The organism is Limnohabitans sp. 15K (genome assembly GCF_002778285.1).
Lineage (GTDB): Bacteria > Pseudomonadota > Gammaproteobacteria > Burkholderiales > Burkholderiaceae_C > Limnohabitans_A.
In genome coordinates, this window is the sequence record NZ_NESM01000004.1 from 179,008 (window position 1) to 195,498 (window position 16,491).

Consider the following 16,491-nt stretch of genomic DNA (forward strand, 5'->3'; position numbering starts at 1 on the left):
ACATTTTGTGTAGACCTGCGGCCCACTTGGCGCGTTGAGAGTTGGTGAATTACTTCATCCAGAACGAGGTCGACATGTCTCCAGAAGCTTCCCAAGAATACCAACGTGCCGTTGAAGAGGCCGCCAACGCTTTCATGAAAGTGATGGCTTTGCGTGGTTTCAACGTCCGTGACTACCCACAAAACTTTGTGGCTCAAATGTCGCAGCAGACCAAATTGGCTTTTGAGGCGAACCGAGCCGGTGCCCATCAAAATGCCGACAGATTGGTTTCTGAGTTGTTGCGCGCAGCCCCTGCTGCACCTCAATTGGTGAGTTCGACCAAAGTCAAAGCCATGCCGTTTCCGGCCTTGCGCCGTCGCATGGCCTGAGTGTTTTCAAAGCGCATGGGGCCCTGCTGCCCTCTTTTTTGCGCGGGTGCTTCTGGGGGGCCTAGCACCCCAACCCAAGGCGGCGCATCCCCGCCGTCTTAAGGGTTTTCTTCCCGAAATTCGCTTGCGTAAGGGCTTCCTTGAGCCGCACGAGCATTTTCTTGGGCGCGCAAATCAACCCGGCGAATCTTGCCCGAAATGGTTTTGGGCAGGTCGCTGAACTCGATGCGGCGCACCAATTTGTAGCCTGAAACCCGCTCCCTCATGAACTTGAAAATTGCCCCCGCCGTGGCCGCGTTCGGCTCGTGGCCCGGGGCCAAGATCACATAGGCCTTGGGCACCAAGCCACGCAATGGATCTGGCGCAGGCACCACCGCCGCCTCGGCCACAGCCGGGTGTTCGATCAGCGCACTCTCCAGCTCGAAGGGGCTGATGCGGTAGCCCGAGGACTTGAACACATCGTCAGCCCGTCCCACATAGGTGATGAAACCCTGCTCGTCGCGTTGGCCCACGTCACCTGTATGGTAATGGCCATCCCGCATGGCCTCGGCGGTTTTGTCCGCGTCGTCGGCATAGCCGTTCATCAACGCGGTGGGGCGGTGCGCCAGGTCGATGCAAATCTCGCCTTCGTCGGCAGGTTCGCCATCGGCGTTCAGCAGCACCATCCGGTATCCGGGCAAAGGCCGCCCCATTGAGCCCGCCTTGAGCGTCGCACCCGGTGGGTTGCCAATCTGGGCCGTGGTCTCGGTCTGGCCATAACCGTCGCGGATGGTGATGTTCCAGGCCGCGCGCACCTGATCGATCACCTCAGGATTGAGCGGCTCCCCCGCCGAAATCAGCTCGCGCAACTGCACGGGCCAAGCCTTCAGGTCCTCTTGAATCAGCATGCGCCACACCGTGGGCGGTGCGCACAGGGTGTTGACCCGGTGCTGCACCAAGGTGCCCAAAATGTCCGGCCCATTGAAGCGTGCATAGTTGTAAATGAACACGCAGGCCTGTGCATTGAGCGGCGCAAAAAAGCAACTCCAAGCGTGCTTGGCCCAGCCCGGTGAGCTGATGGTCCAGTGCACATCGCCTTTTTGCAGGCCCAACCAATACAAGGTGGACAAATGCCCCACCGGGTAACTTTGCTGGGTGTGTTGCACCAGTTTGGGTTTGGCCGTGGTGCCCGAGGTGAAGTACTCGAGCAGAGGATCGGTCACTTGGGTCGGCTCGGGCTGGGTGAAGGCGGTGCTGGTTTGGTGCGACTGCGCGTAATCTTGCCAACCCGCAGGCAAAGCTGCGCCGCCTGACACGCTCACCAAAGTCAGCCCTTTCGTCACGGCGCCGGGCAAATCCAGCACCTTGGCCATGCCTCCCGCGTTGGTGATGATGCACTTGACCCGCCCACGTTCCAAGCGGTCTTGCAAATCATCGCCCGACAGCAGGGTGGTGGCGGGAATCAGCACCACGCCCAGCTTGATCGCGGCCAGCATGGTCTCCCACAAGGGCACTTCGTTGCCCATCATCAGCAAAATCCGGTCACCCTTGCGCGCACCCAGTGCCACCAACCAGTTGGCCACTTGGTTGGAGCGCTGCGACAGCTCGGCATAACTCAGGCGAAACTGCTCGCCCGATGCCTCCACGATGTGCAGAGCCGGGGCGGGGTTGTCCCGCGCGATGCTGTCAAAGTAATCTAACCCCCAATTGAAATGTGTCAACTCAGGCCAGCGAAACGCCGCCACTGCGGCTTCGTAGTCGGTGCGGTGGGCCAGCAAAGCATCGCGGCTGGCCAAAAATTGTGCAAGTTCGCTCATGGGCTCCTCGGCAGGTGTCAGGGGCAGTGCTGTATCGTTAAAACAGTTTAGCGCCTGCACAAGGGCTTGTGCATGAGGACTTGCCTGGGTAGATAAAGGGCAATCGGGTGCCACGGAAGCCACAGACTCGACACGTTAACCCGCCTTATTTAAAGCGCGCCACGCGACGCCGAGTAGGGGGCCAGGCTTGGTGATGGTTTAGACCTCGCTCAATGACCGGCCCAGCTGTTGACAAGACAATCGGTCTTGCCAAATAGTTGATGGATTGTGGAGATGGGGTGCTCAAGAAGCAGGGACACCGACGGAAGCCAGGTCTTTTGGCCAACTTGCTTGGCCCAATCGCGCAACTGCTCAAAAAAGGTGACGAGCCTTGACCCCGGCACTGGATTCACAGTTAGGGCTGCTTGGTTCCCCACCTGACCCGGTTGGCCGCTTCACCATGCGGGAAGGCCCGTCATCGACGATTGTAGGCGAGCTTGCCCAGCCTTTTGCTTTCAAGTTTGATTTTTACTGAGCCTGTGTGCATCTCCTTATGGCCAACAAACCATGGGCCTCATCCGTGATTTTTGGCCAAGCCGGCTGACCAGCTGGTCCTAAGAGGATGTGCAGGATGGTGCGCAGATGAGGCCGCTCCAGCCCGATAGAATCAAGGCCATGTCTTACCTTGTCCTCGCGCGCAAATACCGCCCCCGCAATTTCACCGAAATGGTGGGGCAGGAGCATGTGGTTCAGGCTTTGACCAATGCCTTGGTGCAGCAACGCTTGCACCACGCCTATTTGTTCACCGGGACACGGGGTGTGGGCAAGACCACGGTCTCGCGCATTTTGGCCAAGTCGCTCAACTGCCAGGCCGCAGACGGGCAGGGCGGCATCACCGCCGAGCCGTGTGGCGTGTGCCAGGCTTGCCGGGACATTGATTCTGGGCGCTTTGTCGACTACACCGAACTCGATGCCGCCTCTAACCGGGGTGTGGACGAGGTGCAAAGCCTGCTGGAGCAAGCGGTTTACAAACCGGTACAAGGACGCTTCAAGGTCTTCATGATCGACGAGGTGCACATGTTGACCAACACCGCCTTCAACGCGATGTTGAAGACCCTCGAAGAACCCCCCGAGTATTTGAAGTTTGTGCTGGCCACGACCGACCCGCAAAAGGTGCCGGTGACGGTGTTATCACGTTGCCTGCAATTCAATCTGCGGCCCATGGCACCTGAGACGGTGTTTGAACACCTGACCCAGGTGATGGCTGCTGAGCAGTTGAGCGCAGAGCCTTTGGCCTTGCGCCTGCTGGCCCGCGCCGCCCGTGGCTCCATGCGCGACGCCCTGAGCTTGACCGACCAAGCGATCGCCTTTGGCAACGGCCAGGTGCAAGAAGCCGGTGTGCGCCAGATGCTGGGCAGCGTGGACCGCAGCCATGTCATGAACATGATCAGCGCCCTGACCGAGGGCGACGGCGCATCGGTGGTGAACCAGGTCGAGGCCCTGCGCTTGCAAGGCGTTTCTGCAGCAGCCACCTTGGAAGACATGGCCCTGTTGCTGCAGCGCATGGCCGTGATGCAGATGGTGCCCAGCATGGCGCAAGACGGTGACGATCCGGACACCCAGGGCTTGGCCGCTTTGGCCCAAGCCATGTCGGCCGAGGAAACCCAACTGCTTTACAGCCTGTGTCTGCACGGCCGCACCGAGCTGGGCTTGGCACCGGACGAGTACGCGGCCTTGACCATGGTGCTCTTGCGCTTGCTGGCCTTCAAGCCCCAAGCTGGATCGGTGGAAAAAAAAAGCCCGCTGATCAGCCCTAAAGCCAGTCCTCAAGCCAAACCTCAGGCCGCTGCTGAACCCACTCAAGCCATAGGCCCAGCCGTTCACGCCCCATCGATGGCCGCTGTCGCGCCCGTCGTTGCGCCTCGGCCGCCCGTGGTGGCACCTGCCCCACCTGCTGAGGTCGCAGCCAACCCGCAGCCCCAGCCAGCCATCATCCACACGCAAGCCGAGCCTACCCCCTCTGAGCCCCCTCCTTGGGAAGACTGGCCTGACACGACCGACTACGCCGATGTCCCGGCCATCCACACGCCTGTGGAACTCGCCGCTGTGCCCGAGCATCGTCAAGCAGCCCCCGCTTTACGGTCTTTGCCAGTGCGTGAGGCCACCTCAGGGCGCGCCGATGTGCCTGTCCAGTCCGCACCGCCGGCTGTGCAGGCCACGCCTGAAGGCGATGTCTGGCTGGGCGTGGTTCAAGGCTTGTTGGACCAGGAAACCATCACCGCGCTGGTACGCGAGCTGGCTTTGCAGTCGCAATTGATGGGCCGTGAAGGTGAGCAGTGGCAACTGCGCGTGGAGCGAGAGACCCTCAACCACACTGCCAGCCGTGATCGCTTGCAAGCCGCTTTGCAGGCTGCAGGCCATGGCGAAGTGACACTGCACATCGAGATCGGCCCGGTGACCGACAGCCCCGCCAAGCGTTTGGCGGTCAAGGCCGCCGAAAAAATGCTGGCCGCACAAGACATGATTCAAAACGACCCATTGGTGCAAGCCATGGTGCGCGATTTTGGGGCCAAAATCGTGCCCGGCAGTATCCAACTGATTTGATTTTCAAACCCACTTTTCACCCTCTTTAAGGAAACACCATGTTCAACAAAGGACAACTTGCGGGCCTCATGAAGCAAGCGCAGGCCATGCAAGACAACCTGAAAAAAGCCCAAGACGAACTGGCGTTCGTTGAGGTGGAAGGCCAATCGGGCTCGGGCATGGTCAAGGTCTTGATGACCTGTAAGCACAGCGTGCGCCGTGTGACCATTGACCCCAGCTTGCTGGCCGATGACAAAGACATGCTGGAAGACTTGGTGGCCGCCGCTTTCAACGATGCTGTGCGAATGGCCGAAGAGGTGTCGCAACAAAAAATGGGCAAGCTCACCGCTGGTTTGCCACCGGGCATGAAGTTGCCGTTCTGATCGTCTGAACATGGCCGATACCCACGCCCTTGCCACTTTGGTCCAGGCCCTCAAGGGCCTGCCGGGGGTGGGCATCAAGTCGGCCCAGCGCATGGCCTTTCAGTTGTTGCAAAACGACCGGGCCACAGCACGTCAATTGGCCGCAGCTTTGGACAACGCGGTCCAAAAAATCAGGCACTGTGCGTGTTGCCACACCTTCACCGAAGCCGAGTTGTGCGACACCTGTCTGGACGCCACCCGAGACCGTACGGTGTTGTGCGTGATTGAAACCCCCGCCGACCAATCGGCCATCGAGCGAACGGGCACTTACCGCGGTTTGTACTTTGTGCTCATGGGCAAGCTCAGCCCCTTGGACGGTATTGGCCCGCACGACATTGGCTTGGCCAAGCTCAAGCAAAGGGTGGGGGACGGGGTGCTGACGGAAGTGATTTTGGCGACCAACTTCACAGCCGAAGGCGAAGCCACCGCCCATGTGATCTCGGAGATGATCCGGCAACAGGGCTTGCGCGTGACCCGCTTGGCCCGAGGCGTGCCTGCGGGCAGCGAGCTGGAATACGTGGATCTGGGCACCATTGCCCACGCGCTGGTCGATCGCCGCTGATGGGTGACTGCGCCAGTCCATGCAATCCATTACGTGAAAACCCGATCGGGATCAATCCCGATGCGCAAAGCTGCGATTCTTCATATGCTGATGGACTCGAATTTTCGAGGGTTGGGATCATGAGGAGCAGCGGGTGTCTGATGGGCGTGGAAGGCGGCGTGCCTTTTTACTTTCGGCAGTGGGTGCATGGGCTGCGTCTCGTGCAGTGCTGGCTGCGCCTGAGCCTGTGCGCACTGAGTCCAAGGTCATGCACCGTGTCAGCATCGCTTTGGCTGCGCCGCACAGCCTGCAACATTTGCCCCTGACATTGGCCGACCGCCTGGGTTATTTCGGGCAATCGGGCGTTGCGGTGGAGTGGTTGCCGCATGAGTCTGGCGCCAAGGCTTTGGCCAATGCTTTGCAGGGACAAGCCCATGTGGTGGCCGGCGCTTTTGAACACCTTTTCGGCTTGCATCAAAAGGGTTTGAGTTACCAGGCATTTGTGCAGATGGGCCGAACCCCTCAGCTCAGCTTGGGCGTCGCGACGCGACTGGATGTGCGTTCGGTGATGGCCCTCAAAGGAGCCCGTGTGGGGGTCAGCTCTTTGCAATCGAGCACCCATTTCATGGCGTGTCATTGGCTGATGCAAAACGGCCTGTTGCCTGAGGATGTGGTCTTTGTGGAGGTGGGTTCCTCAGCAGGCGCCGTCGATGCTTTGCGCGCCGGTGCCATCGATGCCTTGTGCAACCCCGACCCGATCATGTATGGACTAGAGCAGCGCAATGAGATTCGCATCATTGGCGAGGCGCGCACGTTGGTCGCCTCGCGAAAACTGATGGGCGGCCCTGTTCCTGGCGCTTCTTTGTGGGCCCGCTCAGACTTTTTGCAAAAGCAGCCTGAGCTGACGCAGGCTTTGAGCGATGCCGTCGTCCATGCCCTCAAATGGTTACAAACGGCAGGCTTGACCGACATCTTGAAGACGGTGCCCCCCAGTCACTGGGAGGGGGATCGGGCCATTTATTTGGGGGCATTCGAAAAGCTGCGCGAGTCCTATGGGCTCGATGGTTTGTTTGCCTCTGACGCTGTGGCCAATGCCTGGCAGGCTTACAAGCGCTTGCCCAACCGATCCGGGGGCAATCGACCGGTTTTGGCTTCGACCTACACCAACAGTTTTGCTGCGAAATCCAAAACCCGCTTTTGAGCCCGGTGTTGCCAGCCAAACTGGCTTCATCGCTGGCTGTTCAGCGCGCTTTTTGACGCGCTGTCTTGCGCTGCGGGTTGTTGGCCTTGGGTCGGTCTGCGTTGTTGGGGGTAGGGCGTGTGACTCGCCTTGCACCCTCAGACGGCACCAGGATGGTCAGGGTTTGCCCAGTGGCCAAATGCGCGTTCACTTTCAACTTGTTCCAAGCGGCCATATTGGCTTCTGAAACGCCGTGTCTGGCTGCCAAACTGGCCAAAGAATCCCCTTTGCGCGCTTTGATCGCGATCCTTTTGAGCACCATTTCGGGCGCAAGTCCCAACTGGCCGTTGTCTGCCAGATGCTCGGTTACATCGTTGTCCAGCTGTCCTTTGCGGTGCACCAGCAGTGTTGAGCCCGCAGTGATCATCATCCGCAGGGGAATGTCATTGACCGAACGCAGTTGTTCAACGGGCATGCCCAACTGTTGGGCCACCTCTTCAGGCTTCATGGACTTGGGTGCCTGCCAAGCTGTCCAGGTGGCCAATCGCTTGTTGGCGTGGGCTTGCAGGTTGCGCTCAAACACGGTGGCGTTGTCCCAGGGCAGCAAGATTTTTGGCGTACCGGCCGCCAAGATCACGGGACGCTTCATGGAGGGGTTGAGCGCCTTGAAGTCTTCCAAGCTGACCGCAGCCAATTTGACCGCGACCGCCACATCGATGTCGCGCTCGATGGGCACACTCTTGAAATAAGGGTGGTTCTGAATCAAGGGCAGTTGGGTGTTGAAAGCCTCCGGTTGCGCTACGATGTTCTTCACGGCTTGCAGTTTGGGCACGTAATAGCGGGTCTCGTTGGGCATGTTCAGATCGCTGTAGTTCAGCGGTTTGCCCTGTGCTTTGTTGCGGGCCAATGCCCGGCCCACGCTGCCTTCCCCCCAGTTGTAGGCGGCCAAGGCCAGATGCCAATCGCCAAACATGCCGTACAGCTTTTGCAGGTAATCCAGCGCTGCGCGGGTCGATTCCAGCACGTCCCGGCGGTCGTCTCGGAACAGGTTTTGTTTCAAGTCGAAGAACTTGCCTGTGGCGGGCATGAACTGCCACATGCCTGCTGCCTTGGCACTGGAGACAGCCTGTGGGTTGAACGCCGATTCGATGAACGGGAGCAAAGCCAACTCTGTGGGCATGTTGCGCCGTTCAAGCTCTTCCACGACATGGAATAAATAAGGACGCGAACGCTCCGTCATGCGCAGCATGTAATCAGGACGTCCTGAATACCATTGCTCCCGGTTGCTCACCAGTTCGTTCTCCAGGTCGGGCATGGCAAAACCGCGCCGAATCCGTTCCCAAATGTCCTTGGGGGGTGTGAGCGTCAACTGGCTACGGGGTTTGAGCCCGATAACCGACTCGTCCTTCAAACTGTCGTTTTTGTCCGCAGCGGCTTCGGATGCGGCAACCTTGGCTTGCTCGGCTGTTTTCGGCGATTGAATCTGAGCTGCCTTGGTGGGCAATTCGGTGGTGGTGCTTGGCGCTGTCGCGCAAGCGCCCAAAAAAAGCGTCAACCCTAAACAGCTGACTGCCATAAACCGCCGTCCAGCGGCTGGGCGTGATGGCCATGAAAAATCGATGCAGTGGCCCCAAGCGGTTTTCAAAATTCGTTTTTCCAGGTGCGAAGCGCGGCAAAGCAAGCCACATCGTCCAGTGCCGCAGCATCACGCTGCTGGACGGCCGAAGAGATGGCCTGGCTGCGGCTGCGCAAAAAAGGGTTGATGGCGCGTTCTGTGGACAACAGCGCCGGCAAGGTGGCTTGGTTTTGTTCACGCAAGCGTGCGCAAGCTTGCGCGTAGCTTTTTAATGCCAGGTTCTCGGGGTCGACGGCCAAGGCAAATTTCAAGTTGGACAGGGTGTACTCGTGGGTGCAACAAACGCGGGTGTCGCCGGGCAAGGCGGCCAAGCGGTCCAAAGAGTCGAGCATTTGGGCGGGTGTTCCCTCAAACAGGCGGCCGCAACCCCCCGAAAACAAAGTGTCGCCACAAAAGAGCAAGGGCGCTTGCCCAGCAGGTTGAAGCCAAAAAGCAATGTGTCCCAGGGTGTGGCCGGGCACATCGTGCACCTTGAGCGTCAGGCTTTGCCAATCGAGGGTGTCATCTTGCTGCAGGCCGCGCGCCAAAACGGGCATTTTTTCCAGAGCAGGACCCGCCACCTGTGCCCCTGTTTGTGCCACCAGTTCAGTCAGGCCACCCGTGTGGTCAGCATGGTGGTGGGTGACTAAAATCAAGTCCAGTTCAATGCTGGGGTGCTGCTGCAACCAAAGCAGGACGGGGGCGCTGTCACCCGGGTCCACCACCAGTGCATGGTGGTCGTTGTGCAACAACCAAATGTAGTTGTCAGAGAATGCGGGCAGTGCAATGAGTTTCATGGAGAGCGCCATTATAGAAAGCCAGCATTCAAGTGAAGCTTGGCTGAACCCTTTGGGTCAGCCGGCAGCGTCGCGCCTGCTCGCTTGGGAGCAGCAGCAGGCCGATGAACTGTTGGCCGATGTGTTTGGTTACCACGCCTTGCAGCTGGGCTGGCCCCAGCTGCAAACCCTTCGCAGCAACCGCATGCCCCACCGTTGGCTGGCGCAGGCCGAGTTTGAGCCGATGCTGCCCACAGCCGATGGGCTGCCTGAATCAGACAAGCCCTCAGGCCCCCACCTCTGTTTGGACAGCCGGGCTTGGCCTTGGCCCGCGGACAGTCTGGATTTGGTGGTTTTGCCCCATGCTTTGGAACGCTCTGCCGACCCGCATGCCTGTTTGCGAGAGGTGGCGCGTGTGTTGATCCCTGAAGGACAAGTCTTGATCACCGGGTTGAACCCCTGGAGTTGGTGGGGTTGGCAACAAACGCGTGGTCAGCGCTTGTCAAAAGCGCCCGATCCGGGGGCGCACATGCCCTCGTCGCTCATCGCCTATCGGCGCTTGCGCGATTGGTTGCGCTTGTTGGGCTTTGAGGTTCAGATCAGCCGTTTTGGCGGTTGGACCCCGGCCCCGGGCAGCGAGGCCTGGATGCAGCGCCTGCATTGGTTGGATGCGGTGGGCGAACGTTGGTGGCCGATATTGGGTGGGGTCTATCTCTTGGTCGCCACCAAAAGGGTTCCAGGGGGGCGGTTCGTCGACGCACGGCGCTGGCGCACGGTACGATCGCCCGCTGGTGCAACGGTACCCGTTGCCCGCACAGACACCCACATGGGCCCCACTTCGGCCCCGAAAGACACCGTTGAGTCACGTTGAAATTTACACAGATGGCGCCTGCAAAGGCAATCCGGGTCCCGGCGGCTGGGGCGTTCGCCTGCAATCAGGCCAGCACATACAAGAGCTGTGCGGAGGTGAGCTTAACACCACCAACAACCGCATGGAAATGACCGCCGTCATCGAAGGTCTGTCCGCCCTCAAGCGACCCTGTCAGGTGACGCTCTATTTAGACAGCGAATACGTGCGCAAAGGCATCACCGAGTGGATTCACGGCTGGAAAGCCCGTGGCTGGCGCACGGCCGCCAAACAACCTGTCAAAAACGCTGATTTGTGGCAAAAACTCGACGCAGTGGTGTCCTCCTCGGGACACCAAATTGACTGGCGCTGGGTCAAGGGGCATGCGGGCGATCCGGGCAATGAGCGTGCCGATGCCTTGGCCAACCAAGGCGTGGACAAGGCCTTGGGACGCTGAGCCCAGCCCAACCGAGCCCATAGGTGGGCCTGTGTCGTGAATCAAGACCCATCGAGGTGCCCATTAGGTAAGTGAACAGACACTGTTACATTTCGACAGTCTGGGTGAGTTCAACCTGCGAGAGAGATCTGAATGGCTTACAAGAAAAAATACGCTGTGATGGCGTTGGTGGGTGTTTGCGCGGCCTCCGGCGCTGCATGGTGGTATCAAAACAAGATCGGTCCGTCGGCCGATGGCACCCAGCCTGCCGTCTCCAGCCCCGCAACGCCAGCAGGTCCGGCCAGACCCACGGCCGTCGAGGTGGCCAAAGTTGAAACACAAACCTTGGTGGACGAAACCCAAGCGGTGGGCAGTTTGCGCTCTCGGCAAGGTGTGATGCTTCGCCCAGAGGTGGGTGGACGTGTCCAGCAAATCTTCTTCAACGATGGCCAGCGCGTGCGCAAGGGCCAAGTGATGGTCCAGTTTGAAGACCAGTTGCAGCAGGCCCAGCTGTCTCAGGCCAAGGCCGAAATGGCCATTGCCGAGGCCAACCACAAACGCAACCAAGAGCTGGTGGCGCAAAACTTCATCAGCAAACGCTCGCTGGACGAAAGCGGTGCAGCTCTTGAAGTGGCGCGCGCCAAAATGGCTTTGGCCGAGGCCACGCTGCAGCGCCTGAAAGTGCTGGCACCTTTTGACGGCATCACCGGTCTCAAGCAAGTCAACGTGGGCGATTACCTCAAAGACGGCGCAGACATGGTCAACGTTGAAGACCTGGATGCGGTCTTGCTCGACTTCCGTTTGCCTGAGCGCTTCCAGGCCAAAATCCGTGCGGGCCAAAAAGCCCAATTGACCGTGGATGCTTTGCCCGGTCGCCCTTTCATGGCCATCGTGCAGGCGGTGGACCCCTTGATCGAGGCCAATGGCCGTTCGGTCGGGGTGCGCGGTTGCATCGACAACCGCCAACAACAACTGCGCCCGGGCATGTTTGCCCGTGTGAACGCCGTGTTCGGCTCGCGTGAAAACGCGATGGTCATCCCCGAGGAAGCCATCATTCCCCAAGGTGGTCGCACTTTCGTCGTCAAGGTGGTGGCGGGTGAAAAACCCGATTCACTCATGTCAGAGCGCGTGGCCGTCAAAACCGGCTTGCGTCTGCCGGGCAAGGTTGAAATTTTGGAAGGTCTGGCCGCTGGGGACACCGTGGTCACCGCAGGCCACCAGCGTTTGCAAAAAGACGGCACCGTTGTGCGTGTGGTGGAATTGCCTCAGTCCGGTGGTCCCCGCCCGGCGGGCGCTCCTGGGCAGCCAGCCTCTGCACCCGCTTCCGCACCAGCCGCCTCACCCGCCGATGCTGCTAAAACCGCAGCGGGCAAAAGCCCAGCCGCAGCAGGCAAGCCCGGCCAAGCTGCTGCCGGCAAAGGAGAACCGCCGTCCGGCCCCAACCCTTGCTTGAGGGGTCCAGATGCAACTCGCTGAAGTTTCCATCCGGCGGCCCGTGTTGGCCGTTGTTATGTCCTTGCTGATCTTGTTGATTGGCGCCGTGAGCTTCAAAAGCCTGTCGCTGCGCGAATACCCCAAAATCGACGAACCGACGGTGACAGTGACCACCCGCTATGTGGGGGCATCGGCCGAAGTGATCGAGTCGCAGGTCACCAAACCGCTGGAAGACTCCATTGCCGGCATTGACGCCGTGGATGTGATCACGTCCATCAGCCGAGCTGAGCAGTCGCAAATCACCGTGCGTTTTCGCCTCGAAAAAGACGCCGATACGGCCGCTGCCGAAGTGCGCGATCGCACCTCGCGGGTGCGCAACCGCTTGCCCCAGGCCATTGAAGAGCCCGTCATTGCCAAGGTCGAGGCCGATGCCTTTCCAGTGATTTGGTTGGCTTTTTCCAGCGACACGCTCAACGCTTTGCAAATCAATGATTTGGTCAATCGGGTGGTGAAACCCCGTTTGCAAACCGTGACCGGTGTGGCCGATGTGCGGATCTACGGTGAGCGCAAGTACGCCATGCTCGTTTCGCTCGATGCGGCCCGTCTGTCCTCGTACAAGCTCACAGCGCAAGACGTGGAAGACGCCATCCGGCGCAGCAATTTGGAGCTGCCTGCAGGCCGAATCGAGTCCACCAACCGCGAGTTCAGCGTGTCTTCGCAAACCGACTTGACCCGCCCAGGACAATTTGGCGACATCGTCATTCGCAACGTCAATGGCTTTTCCGTCAAGCTGCGAGATGTAGCCCAGATCAAGGAAGACGCTGCCAGTGACCGCAGTGTGGTGCGACTGAACGGGCGGCCTGCGATTTCTGCCGGCGTGATCCGCCAAGCTACCGCCAACCCGCTGGAGTTGTCCCAAGGTGTGCGCGAGATGATTCCTCGCTTGAAAGCCGATTTGCCGGGTGACATCTCGATCGATGTGGCCAACGACAACTCGGTGTTCATCGACCGTTCCATCAAGAACGTGTTCCAGACCATCATTGAAGCCGTCGTTCTCGTGGCTTTGGTGATTTTTGTGTTTTTGCGCACCTTGCGAGCCTCGATCATCCCGATCATCACCATCCCGGTCAGTTTGATCGGTGCGTTTGCCATGATGGCTTTGGCCGGCTTCACCATCAACACTTTGACCTTGTTGGCGCTGGTGCTGGCCATTGGTCTGGTGGTGGACGATGCGATTGTGGTGCTGGAGAACATTTACCGGCACATCGAAGAAGGTTTGGACCCATTTTCTGCCGCCATCAAGGGCGTGCGAGAAATCAGTTTTGCTGTGATCGCGATGACCCTCACGCTGGCTGCTGTGTTCGCACCCTTGGCGTTCACGCCGGGACGCACAGGCAAGTTGTTCGGCGAGTTTGCGCTGGCCTTGGCCGGGGCTGTGATCGTGTCGGGCTTTGTGGCTTTGACCTTGGCCCCCATGCTGAGCGCCAAGCTGCTGCGCCACAACCCCAACCCGAGCTGGTTTGACCGCAGCATGGAGCGCTGGCTCACGGCGCTTTCCAATGGTTATGAGAATTTGTTGGGTCTGATCCTGACCCGCGCCCGTTGGGTGGTGGTGTTGGTCATGCTGAGCTCTGGCGTGGGCATTGCCTTGATTTACCCCACCATGAAGCAAGAGCTGGCTCCTCTGGAAGACCGTGGCACGATTTTGGCGACGATCAATGCGCCCGATGGCTCTACCTTGGAGTACACCGACCGTTATGCCCGTTCACTCGAGAAGTTTGGGCAGGCTTACCCTGAATTTGACCGCATTTTTGCCAACATGGGCAATCCCACGGTTGGTCAAGGTTCGGTGGTCTACCGTGCGGTGGATTGGGACGAACGCAAGCGAACCACGCTGGAGATCGCGCGTGAAATGGGTGCCAAGTTCAACAGCCTGCCGGGCATCAACGCGTTCCCGATCACGCCGCCGTCCTTGGGGCAAGGTTTCCGTGAACGCCCCTTGAACTTCGTGATTCAAACGTCCGACAGTTACCAAAACCTCAACCAGCTGACGCGTCAGTTGATGGAAGAAGTGGCCAAGAACCCTGGCATCTTGTCGCCCGACGTGGATTTGCGTCTGAACAAGCCCGAACTGCGGGTGGAAGTGGACCGGGTGAAAGCGGCTGAATTGGGTGTCAGCATCGAAGTGGTGGCCAAAACCATCGAGACCATGCTGGGCGGTCGGGTGGTGACCCGTTACAAGCGCGATGCCGAGCAGTACGACGTGATTGTTCAAACACTGCCGTCGGCACGCAACACGCCCGATGACATCGATGTGATCCAAGTGCGTGGCCGCAACGACACCATGATTCCTTTGAGCATGCTGGTGAAAATCCGTGAAAGCGTGTCGCCGCGCGAGTTGAACCACTTCGGTCAGCGCCGCTCGGTGTCCATCACGGCCAACCTGGCGCCCGATTACTCCTTGGGCGAGGCTTTGAAGTTCATGGACGAGACCGCCGCCAAGGTCTTGAAGCCTGGCTACACCACCGAGCTCAACGGCACTTCGCGTGAGTTCAAGAGCTCGCAAGGGGCGTTGGTGATCGTGTTTGTGCTGGCGCTGCTCTTCATCTTCTTGGTGCTGTCTGCGCAGTTTGAAAGCTTCGTCGACCCCTTTGTGATCATGCTGTCTGTGCCTCTGTCCATGATCGGGGCGCTGTTGGCCCTCAAATGGACGGGCGGCTCACTCAACGTTTATTCGCAAATTGGATTGATCACGCTGGTGGGCCTGATCACCAAGCACGGCATTTTGATCGTGGAGTTCACCAACCAGTTGCGCGAACAGGGCATGGCCATGCAAGAGGCGCTGGTCAAGGCCTCGGGTCAGCGGCTGCGCCCGATTTTGATGACCACAGGCGCCATGGTGCTGGGTGCGGTGCCTTTGGCCTTGGCCAAAGGGGCGGGTGCCGAAAGCCGCACGCAAATCGGTTGGGTCATTGTGGGTGGCATGAGCTTGGGCACTTTGCTGGCCATCTTTGTGGTGCCGACCATGTACTCACTGTTGGCCCGTAAGGCTGTGCCTGGGCCCAACAAGGCGGTGGCGCACGACGAGCCGGCTGCGGCAGGGCACTCCGCAGGTCATTGATTCTTATGGGGTTTTGTTAACAAAAAAGGGCTGCATCTGCAGCCCTTTTGCTTGGTTGTGGGCATCAAAGATGCCCGTCAAACATCATCACATCCACTTCGTCGCCCACGGCCACGTTGCCTTGGGCATGGCCCAGCACGATCAGGCCGTTGGCCTGCACCATGGAGCTGAGAACGCCTGAGCCTTGGTTGCCGGTGATGCTCACTTGCAACTCGCCCGCCGCATTGGTGCTGACGATGCCGCGTTGGTATTCGGTGCGGCCGGGTTTTTTGCGCAAGGCCTCTAGGCTTTTGGCTTTGAGCAGGGGCAAGGCAGGCGCTTGCCAACCCATGAGTTGCTGCAGGGCAGGGCGCACAAAGGCGGCAAAGGTCACCATGACGGCCACCGGGTTGCCCGGCAGGCCAAACAGAACAGCGGAGCGCTCGCCGCGCTGAATGCGGCCCACCGCCATGGGGCGACCAGGGCGCATGGCGATGCGCCAAAAAGCCACGTCGCCCAGTTTTTTCATCATGGCCTTGGTGTGGTCGGCCTCGCCCACACTCACGCCGCCGCTGGTGATGATGGCGTCGGCCTGTGCAGCCGCATCCACAAAAGCTTGTTCCAGCGCGGCAGGCTCGTCGCGCACCACGCCCATGTCGATCAGCTCGCAGCCCAGCGTCTGCACCATGCCGGCCACGGTGTAGCGGTTGCTGTCGTACACCGCGCCTTCGCGGGGCGCTTCGCCCAGGCTCAGAATTTCGTCGCCGGTTGAAAAATAAGCCACTTTGGGCCGGCGCCAGACGTTCGCGGTGGGCAGACCCATGCTCGCCATCAAGCCACAAGCGGCAGGGCTCAGGCGCATGCCAGCGCGCAAAGCGGCTTGGCCCGCCATCAGGTCCTCGCCCAACAGGCGGCGGTTATCGCCCGCTTGCAGCAGCCCGTGCGGGATCTGCACCGTGTCGCCGTCCACCTTCACCAGCTCTTGCGGGGCCACGGTGTCGAGGCCTGTCGGCATGATGGCGCCTGTCATGATGCGCACGCACTCGCCCGCGTTTACCGTGCCTTGCCAGGCAGCACCTGCAAACGCGGTGCCCACCACGGTCAAAGGGGTGGGGCGATCGCTCAACAGGTCAGCACCGCGCAGCGCATAGCCGTCCATGGCCGAGTTGTCATGCGGCGGCACGCTGATGGGCGAGACCACGTCCTGCGCCAGGATGCGGCCATGGGCTTGCATCAGGGACATGGTCTCTTGTTCGCGCACCGGTTGCACCAGTTGGGCCAGAAAGTCGTTCACATGGCGTGCCGACAGAGCCTGCGGGTCGTAGCCCTGTAAGCGCTCGGCGATCTCGTTCAGTGACAAAGATGGGTGCAATGGCGTGGTCATGGTCTGCGCGGTCAGGGCAAGTGTGGCCGG

13 protein-coding genes and 1 other RNA gene are annotated in these 16,491 nt (G+C 59.9%); 9 read left to right on the top strand and 5 right to left on the bottom strand.

Annotated elements, in window-relative coordinates; translation table 11 throughout:
• The first annotated feature begins 74 nt into the window (after window positions 1-74).
• Window positions 75-368 carry a hypothetical protein gene (locus B9Z40_RS14280; protein WP_100174103.1) on the top strand — a complete coding sequence of 98 codons (294 nt, stop codon included), beginning with the start codon at window positions 75-77 and terminating at the stop codon, window positions 366-368.
• A 98-nt stretch (window positions 369-466) separates the two neighbouring features.
• Here the strand turns inward: B9Z40_RS14280 and B9Z40_RS14285 are convergent, their stop codons facing one another.
• Window positions 467-2,164 (bottom strand): AMP-binding protein, encoded by a 1,698-nt coding sequence (locus B9Z40_RS14285; RefSeq protein ID WP_100174028.1) that lies wholly within the window; start codon window positions 2,162-2,164, stop codon window positions 467-469.
• A 359-nt stretch (window positions 2,165-2,523) separates the two neighbouring features.
• Window positions 2,524-2,620: signal recognition particle sRNA small type (ffs, locus tag B9Z40_RS14290), an RNA gene on the bottom strand.
• Window positions 2,621-2,818: 198 nt separating this feature from the next.
• On the opposite strand from ffs, the gene dnaX reads away from it, so the two are divergent.
• From dnaX to B9Z40_RS14310, 4 genes are all read left to right on the top strand, one after another.
• Window positions 2,819-4,747, top strand: coding sequence for a DNA polymerase III subunit gamma/tau (gene dnaX / locus B9Z40_RS14295; protein ID WP_100174104.1), 1,929 nt, complete (start codon window positions 2,819-2,821; stop codon window positions 4,745-4,747).
• Window positions 4,748-4,785: 38 nt separating this feature from the next.
• Window positions 4,786-5,109 (top strand): YbaB/EbfC family nucleoid-associated protein, encoded by a 324-nt coding sequence (locus B9Z40_RS14300; protein WP_019429347.1) that lies wholly within the window; start codon window positions 4,786-4,788, stop codon window positions 5,107-5,109.
• A 10-nt stretch (window positions 5,110-5,119) separates the two neighbouring features.
• Window positions 5,120-5,710, top strand: a complete 591-nt coding sequence (gene recR / locus B9Z40_RS14305) for a recombination mediator RecR (RefSeq protein WP_100174029.1) — start codon at window positions 5,120-5,122, stop codon at window positions 5,708-5,710.
• A 133-nt stretch (window positions 5,711-5,843) separates the two neighbouring features.
• Window positions 5,844-6,890 (top strand): ABC transporter substrate-binding protein, encoded by a 1,047-nt coding sequence (locus B9Z40_RS14310; protein WP_100174030.1) that lies wholly within the window; start codon window positions 5,844-5,846, stop codon window positions 6,888-6,890.
• A gap of 40 nt (window positions 6,891-6,930) precedes the next feature.
• Here B9Z40_RS14310 and B9Z40_RS14315 read toward each other — a convergent pair whose 3' ends face one another.
• Window positions 6,931-8,445, bottom strand: coding sequence for a transglycosylase SLT domain-containing protein (locus B9Z40_RS14315; protein WP_100174031.1), 1,515 nt, complete (start codon window positions 8,443-8,445; stop codon window positions 6,931-6,933).
• A 65-nt stretch (window positions 8,446-8,510) separates the two neighbouring features.
• On the bottom strand, window positions 8,511-9,281 hold the full coding sequence (gene gloB, locus B9Z40_RS14320; RefSeq protein ID WP_100174032.1) for a hydroxyacylglutathione hydrolase: 771 nt from the start codon (window positions 9,279-9,281) through the stop codon (window positions 8,511-8,513).
• Between gloB and B9Z40_RS14325 the strand changes: the two genes are divergently transcribed.
• The 4 genes from B9Z40_RS14325 to B9Z40_RS14340 all read left to right on the top strand — a co-directional run bounded on the left by B9Z40_RS14325 (window position 9,280) and on the right by B9Z40_RS14340 (window position 15,098).
• Window positions 9,280-10,131: a class I SAM-dependent methyltransferase gene (locus B9Z40_RS14325; RefSeq protein ID WP_100174033.1), complete on the top strand. Its 852-nt coding sequence runs from the start codon at window positions 9,280-9,282 to the stop codon at window positions 10,129-10,131. The genes gloB and B9Z40_RS14325 overlap by 2 nt on opposite strands.
• Window positions 10,118-10,564 (top strand): ribonuclease HI, encoded by a 447-nt coding sequence (rnhA, locus tag B9Z40_RS14330; protein ID WP_100174034.1) that lies wholly within the window; start codon window positions 10,118-10,120, stop codon window positions 10,562-10,564. Before B9Z40_RS14325 ends, rnhA begins: the two co-directional genes overlap by 14 nt.
• 132 nt (window positions 10,565-10,696) lie before the next feature.
• A complete protein-coding gene (locus B9Z40_RS14335) occupies window positions 10,697-12,019 on the top strand; it encodes an efflux RND transporter periplasmic adaptor subunit (protein WP_100174035.1) in 1,323 nt (440 codons plus the stop codon).
• A complete protein-coding gene (locus tag B9Z40_RS14340) occupies window positions 12,006-15,098 on the top strand; it encodes an efflux RND transporter permease subunit (protein ID WP_100174036.1) in 3,093 nt (1,030 codons plus the stop codon). Before B9Z40_RS14335 ends, B9Z40_RS14340 begins: the two co-directional genes overlap by 14 nt.
• Before the next feature lie 64 nt (window positions 15,099-15,162).
• Here the strand turns inward: B9Z40_RS14340 and glp are convergent, their stop codons facing one another.
• The gene (gene glp, locus B9Z40_RS14345) at window positions 15,163-16,461 is read right to left on the bottom strand and encodes a gephyrin-like molybdotransferase Glp (protein WP_100174037.1); all 1,299 of its coding nucleotides are present in this window, start codon (window positions 16,459-16,461) and stop codon (window positions 15,163-15,165) included.
• Between the last annotated feature and the right edge of the window lie 30 nt (window positions 16,462-16,491).

Excerpts from the sequence above, each read along its gene's own strand:
- B9Z40_RS14325 (WP_100174033.1), top strand. The coding sequence starts at position 9,280 with ATGGAGAGCGCCATTATAGAAAGCCAGCATTCAAGTGAAGCTTGGCTG.
- B9Z40_RS14335 (WP_100174035.1), top strand. The coding sequence starts at position 10,697 with ATGGCTTACAAGAAAAAATACGCTGTGATGGCGTTGGTGGGTGTTTGC.
- B9Z40_RS14315 (WP_100174031.1), bottom strand. The coding sequence starts at position 8,445 with ATGGCAGTCAGCTGTTTAGGGTTGACGCTTTTTTTGGGCGCTTGCGCG.
- glp (WP_100174037.1), bottom strand. The coding sequence starts at position 16,461 with ATGACCACGCCATTGCACCCATCTTTGTCACTGAACGAGATCGCCGAG.
- B9Z40_RS14285 (WP_100174028.1), bottom strand. The coding sequence starts at position 2,164 with ATGAGCGAACTTGCACAATTTTTGGCCAGCCGCGATGCTTTGCTGGCC.
- dnaX (WP_100174104.1), top strand. The coding sequence starts at position 2,819 with ATGTCTTACCTTGTCCTCGCGCGCAAATACCGCCCCCGCAATTTCACC.
- B9Z40_RS14280 (WP_100174103.1), top strand. The coding sequence starts at position 75 with ATGTCTCCAGAAGCTTCCCAAGAATACCAACGTGCCGTTGAAGAGGCC.
- gloB (WP_100174032.1), bottom strand. The coding sequence starts at position 9,281 with ATGAAACTCATTGCACTGCCCGCATTCTCTGACAACTACATTTGGTTG.
- B9Z40_RS14340 (WP_100174036.1), top strand. The coding sequence starts at position 12,006 with ATGCAACTCGCTGAAGTTTCCATCCGGCGGCCCGTGTTGGCCGTTGTT.
- recR (WP_100174029.1), top strand. The coding sequence starts at position 5,120 with ATGGCCGATACCCACGCCCTTGCCACTTTGGTCCAGGCCCTCAAGGGC.
- B9Z40_RS14300 (WP_019429347.1), top strand. The coding sequence starts at position 4,786 with ATGTTCAACAAAGGACAACTTGCGGGCCTCATGAAGCAAGCGCAGGCC.